Here is an 11,292-nt window from a genome sequence, read left to right as displayed (position 1 = left end):
TATCAGGAGTGATTTGTGCTGTTGCAACGCTGAGGTAGCTAAGGCTTGCTAGGGTTGCAACGGGTAAGGCGAAGAAAAAGATTGGGTGACGCACTTTTTTTTTGCTCAGCATTTTAGGAGTTTTGAATATGGGGTTGGGAAAAATACTTTAAAATAAGTAAAATTGCGGCTATTCAGTATATATACCAGGTTTGTACGCAAAAGAATACATATTTGTAATATTTTGTGACAAAGTGTTGTTATGTGTAACAACCCTAAATTATTTGTGAAAAACAAGATTCCCGACTTCTTCAAGAAGTCGGGAATCTGACTTGCATAACATATAAATTTTTTCTTGTTTTACTTGTATCTTCTTTTGTCCGCCTTGTCTTCCTTATCTTCCCTGTCCCAATAACTGTGTAATATCTTTTAAAGCAACCCCGTATAAAAAGCGGTAGTGCACGCCTCTAACTAAGGTTGATTACACCCTTAACAGAAGAAAACAGAATAACACCCCGTGACTGAAGACGAACAATTTAAGTATGCAAAAATTTTCAGGAAATCCTCTCATCCTAAAGTAGTATTTTATACGTATTTCCAAAGATTGGATTAAAATGAGCGTGTGAGCTAGTTTGAGTTTTTCCGGTTCCTAATCAAAGTCTGTGGGCAAATCTGGATCGCGGTAATGCTGGAAAAGTCTGGTGATTTGAGCTGGGGTTACACGCCCAAGGGATAGTTCTGGAATGTTGTCTTCAGGAAAAAAACCCACTTCCTCTGTTTCAATACTCGCCGATGGGGAACCACCAACAAGTTCACACAGAAAAAAGAGCTTGTAGATGTAATGCTGATGCGGTGTATGTCCTTGTCTGTTTCTGTCATAGACAGCCAGCACTTTGATCGCGCGTGTCTGATATCCAGATTCTTCAAAAATTTCTCTAACAGCTGCTTCACTGGGCGAGTCGCCAATATCCGCCCAGCCACCAGGTAAAGTCCAACAACCGTCCAGCCTTTCTTTGACTAACAATATAGTATTATCGCGAAACACTACTCCACGTACGTCAACTTTGGGTGTTGCGTATCCCACTTCACGGGCGAACAAATCGAGGATATAGCTGTGTTCGACATTCGAGTATGTTGACATTATTTCAGTAGCGATCGCCTGAAGCACTTTATAGCGCTCAATGTCATAAGGATTTTCGCTAAAGGTTAAACCATTTTGGGCGATCGCCTGTAATTTCTGCGTCCATTCCAGCCACTTGGATTCCACAATTTTCTCCCTATATTTTGTAGAGACGTAGCACGCTACGTCTCTACATTGGTTTTAGATATTAGCCTTTATGCTTCATCTAACGCCACAATACCAGGTAATTCCTTACCTTCGAGCAGCTCCAAACTAGCACCGCCACCAGTTGAGATGTGGCTCATTTGATCAGCTAAACCAACTTTTTCCACAGCAGCTACGGAATCACCGCCGCCGATGATGGTGGTTGCGCCGCCTTTGCTGATTTCGGCGAGTGTGTGGGCGATCGCTTCTGTTCCTGCAGCAAACTTCTCAAACTCAAACACACCCATTGGACCGTTCCAAACCACACTCTTGCAATCAGCAAGGGCTTCTTGGAACACTTTTATCGAATCAGGTCCGATATCCAACCCCATCCAACCATCAGGAATACTTTCCACGCTAACGGTTTGAGAATTGGCATCAGCAGCAAACTTATCTGCTATAACCACATCTGTGGGTAGCAAGAAAGTGACGCCCTTTTCTTTTGCCTTAGCTTCCAAAGACTTTGCCAATTCTAGCTTATCTTCTTCCACCAATGACTTACCGACACTCAAACCACGAGCTTTAAAAAAGGTGAAAATCATTCCACCGCCAATGATCAGTTTGTCGCACTTTTCCAAAAGGGCTTCAATCACGCCAATTTTGCTGGAAACTTTGGAACCGCCGATAATAGCCACCAAAGGACGCTGGGGATTTTCGATCGCGTTTTGCAGATACTGCAATTCTTTTTCAATCAAATACCCACCCACAGAAGGACTCAGGTACTTCGTCACGCCTTCGGTAGAAGCGTGAGCGCGGTGTGCGGTACCAAAAGCGTCATTAACATACAAATCGGCATTTGCAGCCAGTTTTTTGGCAAATTCTGGATCGTTTTTCTCCTCTTCTTTGTAGAAACGGACGTTTTCAAGTAGCAAAACTTGTCCATTTTGTAAAGCCCCAACTTTCGTTGCAACTTCATCGCCGATAGAGTCGTCAGTTTTGACAACTTCTTGCCCCAATAACTCAGACAGACGCTTAGCAACCGGAGTCAACCGCAGTTTGTCATCTACACCCTTAGGACGCCCAAAATGGCTCACTAAAATCACCTTAGCTCCCTTCTGGGTCAAATCCTGTATAGTAGGCAGAGCAGCACGAATGCGAGTATCATCTGTAATTTTGCCAGAATCATCAACTGGTACGTTAAAATCAACTCTCACCAGGGCGCGTTTACCAGACAAGTCTTCTGCAGATAAATTTGCTAAAGTTTTCTTGGACACGGCACAAACCTCCTGATTGCCTGTTTGTTATGTTTTGATGAGTACAACCATCCAGATTTTACCGATTCATGGGGGCACAGGTGAATCCGAATGTTTAAAACAGTTCTGTTTCCAATTGATCAAAGTCGAGAAGCACGCGAAGCAGCCGAAGTGGTTGTCAATATAGTGCAAAAGTATGGTAGTAAATTGGTGCTACTGAGTGTAGTTGAGGAACCCGCCGCAGACTCGCCCAACGGGGATGCCATGTCCTCACCAGAAACAGTAGCCCAACTGCTAGAAACAGCCAAATCCCTGTTTGCTGGGCAAGGCATTTCAGCCGAAGCCTTGGAACGGCAAGGCAAACCTGCTTTTACCATCTGTGATGTGGCAGATGATATAGGAGCAAATTTAATTGTCATGGGTTGTCGAGGGCTAGGCTTGACTGACGAGGGATCGACTGATAGCGTTACCACCCGCGTGATTAATCTTTCTCCTTGCCCAGTCTTAGTTGTGCCGTAGGGAGTGAGGAGTAAAGATGAATTAAATTTTGCTGAGTGCGTTAGGATAAGGTTCGTAACGCACTATATGGTTTTTATTGCACGAATTTTGATTGTGAAGCTCAAAACGTGTGACCACCACATACCCCAGGAGTTTTTTTAATTCCTAGGGAACCGTTGCTTAGATTTCTAGTTAATATTTGTGTTGCTTCAGCTTTATCAGTTGGATCTAATGCTAATAGTTCGTTTTCTAATTCTTTGACTTTCATAGTTAATCTCGCGTTATCAAGCGGCTTACTAAAATTTTGACTTACTCAGCAGTATTAAAGTCATCCAGTACTAACACTTGCAATTCGGTAACGCGCTTGAATGTCACATCATTAGTCAAAAATGCCTCACAACCTGCTGCTACAGCAACAGCAATTTGAAAAGCATCAGGTAATTGTAAGTTATATCTGGCTCGGATTTGAGCAGCTTCTAGTGCTATGCTTGGGTTAGTAATTGGCTGAAAGATAATATTTTCTGTTTGAAAAAATAACTCAATGTATAGTTGTTGTAATTCTGTTTGTTCTAAACGATAGGGACGCACTAAACACTCCGCTAAAGTGACTGGTGAAATCACACCTATCGGGGAACTCTCCTCAATCCGAGCGAATATTTCTCTAACAATTGGCAAATACTGCGGGTTTTCCTCGACAGCATAAATGACTGGTGCACTATCCAAAAACAGGCGCGTTACACCCTGTAAACTCTCCTCAACAGTCATTCTTGTTTCCTTGATTCCATTTCTTCAATTTCTAACTCTGGAAACTCCCCGCGTCTCATGCGTGTGATATATTCCTGAGCATCCATACCGCCTAAGTGATTGGGTGCAATTCCGATAAATTCAGTTACTTTGTGGCGTGGCTTGCGTGTAATCTCGCAATGTTGTAGTCTTTGTGTCAGGTAGGCAATGAGACGCAATTGCTCATCGGGTGTGAGTGCGTCTGCTTGTTTCATCATTTCCCGTAATTCTTTAGACATTAACTCTTTAATGTATTTGATGTATCACACTCAACTGAAAACCGCCATATCAGCGAAATAGGCGAAAGAAGCGGTAAAGTAGACGAAAAACTAGAGGGATTAAAAATGGTGCACTGAATATCATACTCCAGACGAAGGTTGGTGAACCTAGAAAGGAAAAGTCTTTATAGGATGTCACAGGTGGTTGTTTGGCGGAAATAGCAGTAGCGGTTATGCCGCTGATGGCTAGCCCGATACCTGCGAGTGCTATAGTGTTGTCTAGAGCGCGATCGCTCTTCGTTTGTTCTAAATCAATGATACCTTGGACAGTACTATTGAGATTTTCCAGTAAAGTTAATCCAGGGTTGAGATTGGCAAGATCTGCTTCTACTTGTCGCTGATATTTTTTGGCGTAAATTTCGCCATCGCTGAAGGTTTGTAAAAACTTTAAATCGCTACCTGCATATTTTTTCTGCATCTCAGCTAAACGAGATTTGTAATTATCTAGGTTTAATTGAATTGTGCGGTTTTGATTTTCTAGGTAGTTTAAAGCAATCGTATAATCTGACAAGTTAATTAAGTTAGCCGACAATGTTTCTTGTAGCTTACTAAGTTTCAGACTGTTGGTTTGCAATAGCTTTGGTAACTCACTAGCTTGCTTGATTGATGGTTGTATTTCCACATATTCTTTTTTGAGAAGTGTTTTTTGAGAGCGGCTTTGATAGTAAGACCAAACAACTTTGTGGCGGTATTGCCATAAGCGTAGAAATTCGTAATAGACACTTTGCACCCGCTTTCTCATGTCATCGGGTGAAATATTATCGGGAAATAACCAGATTAAGACATGATGACTTTCTTGTCTAAACTTTTCCCAAAACTCTTTACCATTGACGCCTAAGTTTTGGGGAGTGTACCACAACTCAAAAATTGTTCCTGATTCTAACTTGCCCTTGCCAATTAAATCTCGTTTCCAGTCGTAATTACTGACAATTTGTGTGTAGCACTTCTGGGCAATCTCTTCTATTTCTGCATCGTTCTTTTGACTTGTTAGTTTGCCCCAAAGTAACCAAGTTTGTCCTATTGTGCCTGTTTGCCCAGAGATGTGTTGCGTAATTTCTTGTTTGAGTTTCAAGAAAGGTTCATCTTTTATGTTTTGTCGTTCATCGTTATATCTACCGTTAACATCTCGTTTTCCAGAGTCGTTAACCTGGAGGGCGTAGGTATCGCCGATTTGCAGGGGATAATAGTAACCATCTAGCGGTGATGGAAATTGCCGAATTCTAGTGTCGAGTAACTCGATAACATCAACGTCTATATTTTGATACTTCTGGAATTGTGTATACTTTTCCTCAAAGCTTTGTTCGTCTAAATCACCGTATATTTTTTTACAGAAATTGCGGCAGTTTTGGTCAATTTTTGACTGCTCTTGTCCTAAGCCATCCTTCAAGTCATAAAGGAATAAGTCTATACTGGGATAAATAATTTCCTCTGACATTTTATCGACTCCGAGAAATTAACTGCCAAAGCCGTTGCAAAAGATTTCGTTTTGCTTTTGCAGCAGCAACAGAATCTTCAGCACTAAAAGTATCGATTGCTGAGTTCGTGAGTTCTTGATTTGGATCTTTTGGCAGAGGAAGTGGCGGCAAACCTTTACTTCGTATACCAGCTTCTTGTTTCAAAGCTGTCAATTCTTGTTGGTAAGCTTCATCTAAAGGTGGATAACTTTCAGCTATAACATCGAGGTTGCCAATATTGTTTGGATTGGCTTTTAAATTTTCGGCGATCGCATGAAGTTGCTTTTGGATATCCGCAGGCAAAGACTCATTTAGCTTCGCTAAGGCATTCAGGAAAGCGGTAATAGAAATGATATCGTTAGGTTGCATAAGAATTCGTGATTAGTGATTAGTTATTTTCTCGTTCCTCAGATCTTGCATCATACTTTTCGTCCGCCAATAAATAAATTTCTTGGCTCAAAGTCTAAGTCCGTTAAAACGGACTGGGTAAGTTTTTGAGTCCGTTTTAACGGACTTGGGTTATTAGCCTTGAACTTCAGTTCAAGGCGTATCAGCCGGAGGTGCAAGATCTGAGTATTCCGCATTTCAAGGAATTAAAAAATCCATATGATCCCCTGATTTTGAATGTAACTCCTCCAAAGAACCTTGAAGTTTCAACTTACCCTGATCCAACAGGACAATCCAATCAGCGCGATTAACTATCTTAGGACGGTGGGTAATCAAAATTGTCGTTTTACCGCGACGGTGCTCAAACAATCTATCTAGCACCTGTGCTTCACTCACTGGGTCGAGTCCAGAAGTAGATTCATCTAAAATCAGGATTGGTGGATCTGTGACAATGGCTCGTGCGATCGCCAATCGTTGACGTTGTCCACCTGAAATATTTGCGCCAAATTCCCCTAAAATAGTTTGATATTTGTCAGGAAGTCTACTAATAAAATCATCAGCATGAGCAATTTCACAAGCTCTGACAATCTGCTCAAAAGTAACGTAGGGCGTTCCTAGGCGAAAGTTTTCTACAATAGAACGGCTCCAAAAGTGAGCATCTTGGGGAACAAGAATCACCTGCTGACGTAGACAATCAAGAGAAAGATCATTCAGGTTATAAATTCCAATGCGGATATTGCCAGATTCCAGTGGATATAAACCAGCAATCACTTTAGCTAAAGAACTTTTACCACAACCAGACTTACCGATGAGGGCGATAACTTTACCACCGGGAATTGTTAGTGAAAAGTCCTGTAGCAAGTCAAGCCGACCAGCATAGTGAAAGTTCACATCTGTACAAACAATGTCAGCATCTCCAGGAAGATTAGCCAAAGGTCTTTTCCCATCGCCTTTATTTTCTGGAGTGGTGTCTATAACTTCGGTTAAGCGTTGAGTTGCCGTTTTCGCACGAGTAAATTCATCGACAAAACTAATCAAACTACCAATAAACCCGAGAAAATTACCATTCATCGAGTTAAAGGCAAAGAGTTGTCCAATACTCAAGTTTTCCGCTGGGTTAATTACTAAATTTCCACCGCACCAGAGCAAGACAACACTGCCAATAGCAGAAACTAAGCTAGAAAAGGTATGATTGATAATGCTTATCTGAATTGTGCGTAATGTCAAGCTAGCAAGACGACCAAATCTACTTTGGAACTCATCCCAAAATTGCGGTGTTGCTGTCGTCGTTTTGAGGGTCAGTGCGCCTTTAAAAGTTTCTACTAAAACGCCTTGTGTTTCTGCTTCTGTGACTAAAAGTTCACGAGTTTTTTGCTGCAAAGTCGGCTGGAATATGATTGTAGAGATTGACATGACTACAGCAAACAACACAGCCACCAATGTCAGTTTCCAGCTATAAAAAAGCATGAAAGCAAAAGAAACCAGCGCAATAAAAAATTGGCTGGGTAAACCAACAACGATTTGAGCAACTAACTGATTAATCTGGTCAATATCCCGCAGACGGCTAACGATTTCTCCACTGCGACGAGATTCATAATAAGAAAGAGGTAAGTGCAGAATAGATCTTCCAAATTCCAGAACTAACCCTAATTGCAAACGTTGGGCAAAGTGAGCGATTAAATGAGACTGGACATAAGAAAGGCTGCTGGAAATAAAATGCATCACAACCACACAAATTGCTACAGTTGTGAGCAGCTTGGTGTCACCGCGAACCAGTACATCATCAGTAAGAATTTGCAGCAGAAAAGGCGAAGCTAAAGAGAGTAGTCCCAAGATGAGGTTTAAGGGGAACGCTTGCGCCAGAATTGAGCGAAAAGTCCAAACGCGCTTAAAGAAACGCCAAAACCCACCAACTTGATCATTTTCTTGAGCAAAAAAGCGTATTGGATCTGGTTCCAATAACAGCATCAACCAATCTGTCCAATTCTCTGCTAAATCTTGTTTAGAGAGATAACGGATACCTACAGCAGGATCAGCGACAACACATTTTCTGCCTTTCTTACCATATAGTACAACCCAATGATTTCCCTTCCAGTGAATAATTGCTGGAAGGGGTGCTTCTTTTATCCGATCTAACAATTCTGGAGAAGTTTTGACTGGACGAGCATTAAACCCAAGTGTTTCTGCACCTCGCCTCAGCCCCAATAAAGTTGTACCTAATTGTCCAGTACCTACGGCTTCACGGATATGATTTACAGTAAAAGTACGTCCATAATGTTTGGCTATTGAAGCTAAACAAGCTGCACCGCAGTCTTCCTCACTATGCTGTCGAATAAACTGGTATTTCATCGGCAAATCACCCAAAAGAATAAAACCTAGAGGTGTGGTTCATCTTTTGATCTCAGTTAATGCGTGTATATATTACAGTTTTTAAACTAAAGAAAAAACACAGAATCCAGCAGTCAGTAGTCAGAATCAGAAACTCATTACAAAAGTCGAATGACTCTCGCTGACGCTGTCAAATTCCCTAATTTTCTAGAGATGCATTCTGTGTTTTGCGCTCTTGTTAACTACCTGGCTGATACTATCATCAAGAGTGCAAAAGAGTGTAAAGCAAGAAAGATAAGAAATTATTACCACTCAAACCTCTTGATCTACGGCTGCGTCCACTACCCATAAACAAAGAACCAATTGCGAGAGTAGTTTGTGAATACATATATCCACTTTGATCTGAGAGGGAAGCGCCACTCTGCAAAGCATTAAAGCCGCTATTTGCAAAACTTCTTACGTTTGTCCTTTGAAAGAAAAAATCGCGTAACTCAAATGATGAACGTGAACGTCCACCTGATACAACCTCCTGTTCTTGCTCAGACAACTCTGTTAGCAATTCACAATTCTTAGATGTGATATCGTTAGACATACTCTTACCTTTCTGATTTGGCAGTCCGTGTACTTTACAATAGTATAAGGATTAGACAAATCTTTTCGTTCTACAAAACCGACCTGGTAGTAATAATAAAGAGTGGTAGAGAGGTGAGAAATTGCCTCTCTACTATTGCTCTCAATCTAGCTGATAGCTAATAGTAGCTAACTCATCTAGACAAAGCTACCCAATTCTTCGCTTAAGAAAGAAATTCAGTCTACCGAATTAGATCGTTACTTTCAGCTCACTTATACCAAGGCTAGCAAGTTGTTGGAAGGCTGTCTGAGACGCTGTTGCAGCGCCACCAGGACCTGCAGCAGTTCCTACTTGTCTAATTGCAGCCAAGGCATTAAATTGGCTGAGGTCTTTAGTTAAGGCATCCAGACCTTGACCACCAGCTACGATTTCTTGTTGCTCTGCGGATAAATCGGTAAATAGTTGAGACATGGTTGAAAACCTCTTAAGTTTATGTTGACTTGTCGCTCGTCGTTGATTGCCTCTTTTTGGCTGTTCAACTCCTCGCTTGATTAATACGATATATGCAAGCAACTAACTGAGTCATTCCCTTTTTATGCAAACTTAAGTACCAAATTTGGAAAGAGGAATTACACAATTCTGAAGCGCGGCATTTCCGAAAAATACATAAGAATGTGTTATTTTAGCTAACACAAGTAACCACAAAAGGTTGATAAAGATATTGTAAATGATTAAGCTCAAAATAAACTTTTAAAATTACTGCTACTTTGATAAAGATATTGTAAATTATTAAGCAACAAAACAATACTAAGTTGCGTTGAGATGACACACAAACCCTCACCGCAACCCCTACCTTAAGCTGTGCATACAGGGATTTCGGGCTTCTGTGACAAATCAGCGCACTTGGGATAGATTCGGCACTTATGCAAACAAATGAAAGAAATCAAGTTTTTGGCTTGTGTTAAATTCCTCAGTGACACCTCAACGTTTGTAAGGATAGCTCAAATCTTGCGCCATACTTATAGCAGTCGCCAACTCTATTAGGACATATAACAGGGAACAGGGTTGAAAATTTAGTGATGTCCGTATTTTATTATTAGTTCATGTCCTAATCTACCTGGCAACGGCTATATCGTCTGCCAAGAAATAAATTTCTTGGCTCAAAGTTCAAGTGAGTTAAAACTGACTGGGTAAGTCTTTTAGTCCGTTTTAACTCACTTGAATTATTAGCCTTGAACTTGAGTTCAAGGGGTACTATGGGTAAGGTGCAAGATCCGAGATAGGGCGGGTGGGGTTATCTGTCGCAAACATTTTTTGAATGGATATTAGTTACCTTTGGTGAAAGCCTTGCTATATAGGGATTATAGAATGTGTATCCTAAGCCCGCCCCATCAGTATCGATAAGCCCTTGGCTGATCGCATGTGGTATCGCGCAAAGCAACAGACGCTGCTAGGCGTATCGCCACCCACTACGAATAAAAGAAACACTCTTTCCCTGTTCCCTGTTCCCTGTGCATCTTCACAGTTAACCAGTGATAGTTTGATTATGGGAAACATGTCAGATTTTTTCAGAAAAACTTATTCTATAAATAAGCAAAAACCTTTATAGTAGAGCAATGAGTAACTTCCACCGTGGGCAATCACGTCGTGATACCTCAAAAGATATAAAGAAAGCGTCCTTTCTTAAGACACTGCAAGAACTTGGCGGAACTTTAGGTGAAGTCAGTTCTCAAATCAGTGAGGATATGGTTAGCGAGGTAACAAAGTTAAAGCGAGACATTGTCCAATCAGTTAAGTCAGCTACAGATTTTGGACAAGACGTGGTGCAATCTGCGATTGAACGAGGGAAAACAGCACAACAGGAAACACGTCAGTTTTTTGGAAACAAGCTGGAACAGAATCAAGAATCTCTCAGGAAGAAACTAGACGAGAACCAAACAGCAAAGGAAGCTGCTGCAAGGGCACATATCGAACTGATTGATCTAGATGCAGTTGAGAAATTTGTCACTCTTGTTTTAACAAAATCTCCCAACGCAACGCCTGAACAAATGACTCAGCGTCTGCTTCGCCGACAGCTTTTCCGCGTCAGCAGAACTTCTGTAGTCATGAGTGTTGTTCCATCAAAAATGGCAGAGTCTGTGGGAGTTGATCATGTTGAAATTGCTCTGATCCAAGCTGAAATTATTTTTCAGATCGCAGTCGCTTACGGTTTTGAACTACAAATTCCAGAGTGTAAAAATGAAGCGTTTGCAATTCTTGATCGCGTACTGAGAGCCAATAGATTAGCCACAATCGGTTTAAGTGCAACACAAATGATTCCAGTTGCTGGAGGATTTATTAATACAGGAACTGATACTTATTTAGTTTATCAAATTGGAAATACGGCTCAGCAGTTCTATAAATCTTTAACTGAAGAAGAGGTTCCGGGCGAAACTTTAGAGGTTTTTATAGAAGAGACACAAAGGCGCTACAACCAACGTTTATGGTAGGAGGAAAT

The 11,292-nt window shown here is 41.2% G+C and carries 12 protein-coding genes; 2 read left to right on the top strand and 10 right to left on the bottom strand.

Annotated elements, in window-relative coordinates:
• Nucleotides 1-628: 628 nt before the first annotated feature.
• Nucleotides 629-1,246 (bottom strand): NUDIX hydrolase N-terminal domain-containing protein, encoded by a 618-nt coding sequence (locus AC5590_RS15575; protein WP_169264502.1) that lies wholly within the window; start codon nt 1,244-1,246, stop codon nt 629-631.
• 68 nt (nt 1,247-1,314) lie between these two features.
• Nucleotides 1,315-2,517 (bottom strand): phosphoglycerate kinase, encoded by a 1,203-nt coding sequence (locus AC5590_RS15570; RefSeq protein ID WP_169264501.1) that lies wholly within the window; start codon nt 2,515-2,517, stop codon nt 1,315-1,317.
• A 90-nt stretch (nt 2,518-2,607) separates the two neighbouring features.
• Between AC5590_RS15570 and AC5590_RS15565 the strand changes: the two genes are divergently transcribed.
• Nucleotides 2,608-3,015, top strand: a complete 408-nt coding sequence (locus AC5590_RS15565; RefSeq protein ID WP_169264500.1) for a universal stress protein — start codon at nt 2,608-2,610, stop codon at nt 3,013-3,015.
• 100 nt (nt 3,016-3,115) lie between these two features.
• Here AC5590_RS15565 and AC5590_RS15560 read toward each other — a convergent pair whose 3' ends face one another.
• The 8 genes from AC5590_RS15560 to AC5590_RS15525 form a co-directional block, all read right to left on the bottom strand.
• Complete coding sequence (locus tag AC5590_RS15560; RefSeq protein ID WP_169264455.1) at nt 3,116-3,262, bottom strand: hypothetical protein; 147 nt, start codon at nt 3,260-3,262, stop codon at nt 3,116-3,118.
• Nucleotides 3,263-3,303: 41 nt separating this feature from the next.
• Complete coding sequence (locus AC5590_RS15555; RefSeq protein WP_169264499.1) at nt 3,304-3,759, bottom strand: type II toxin-antitoxin system VapC family toxin; 456 nt, start codon at nt 3,757-3,759, stop codon at nt 3,304-3,306.
• Entirely contained in the window at nt 3,756-4,016 is a 261-nt protein-coding gene (locus tag AC5590_RS15550; protein ID WP_169264498.1) for a hypothetical protein, read from the bottom strand. The genes AC5590_RS15555 and AC5590_RS15550 overlap by 4 nt, the downstream gene beginning before the upstream one ends.
• A 49-nt stretch (nt 4,017-4,065) precedes the next feature.
• A complete protein-coding gene (locus AC5590_RS15545; protein ID WP_211178382.1) occupies nt 4,066-5,490 on the bottom strand; it encodes a hypothetical protein in 1,425 nt (474 codons plus the stop codon).
• A gap of 1 nt (nt 5,491) precedes the next feature.
• Nucleotides 5,492-5,878 carry a hypothetical protein gene (locus AC5590_RS15540; RefSeq protein ID WP_169264497.1) on the bottom strand — a complete coding sequence of 129 codons (387 nt, stop codon included), beginning with the start codon at nt 5,876-5,878 and terminating at the stop codon, nt 5,492-5,494.
• 216 nt (nt 5,879-6,094) lie between these two features.
• On the bottom strand, nt 6,095-8,245 hold the full coding sequence (locus AC5590_RS15535; RefSeq protein ID WP_169264496.1) for a peptidase domain-containing ABC transporter: 2,151 nt from the start codon (nt 8,243-8,245) through the stop codon (nt 6,095-6,097).
• Between the two features lie 241 nt (nt 8,246-8,486).
• Complete coding sequence (locus AC5590_RS15530; RefSeq protein ID WP_169264495.1) at nt 8,487-8,816, bottom strand: CTB family bacteriocin; 330 nt, start codon at nt 8,814-8,816, stop codon at nt 8,487-8,489.
• A 228-nt stretch (nt 8,817-9,044) separates the two neighbouring features.
• Nucleotides 9,045-9,266: a CTB family bacteriocin gene (locus AC5590_RS15525; protein ID WP_169264494.1), complete on the bottom strand. Its 222-nt coding sequence runs from the start codon at nt 9,264-9,266 to the stop codon at nt 9,045-9,047.
• Between the two features lie 1,145 nt (nt 9,267-10,411).
• Between AC5590_RS15525 and AC5590_RS15520 the strand changes: the two genes are divergently transcribed.
• Nucleotides 10,412-11,284, top strand: a complete 873-nt coding sequence (locus AC5590_RS15520) for a hypothetical protein (protein WP_169264493.1) — start codon at nt 10,412-10,414, stop codon at nt 11,282-11,284.
• Nucleotides 11,285-11,292: the final 8 nt, after the last annotated feature.

It is taken from the genome of Brasilonema octagenarum UFV-OR1 (assembly GCF_963888615.1).
GTDB lineage: Bacteria > Cyanobacteriota > Cyanobacteriia > Cyanobacteriales > Nostocaceae > Brasilonema > Brasilonema sennae.
Note: the sequence above shows the minus strand (reverse complement) of the source record. Positions and strands in the feature narration are given on the sequence as shown.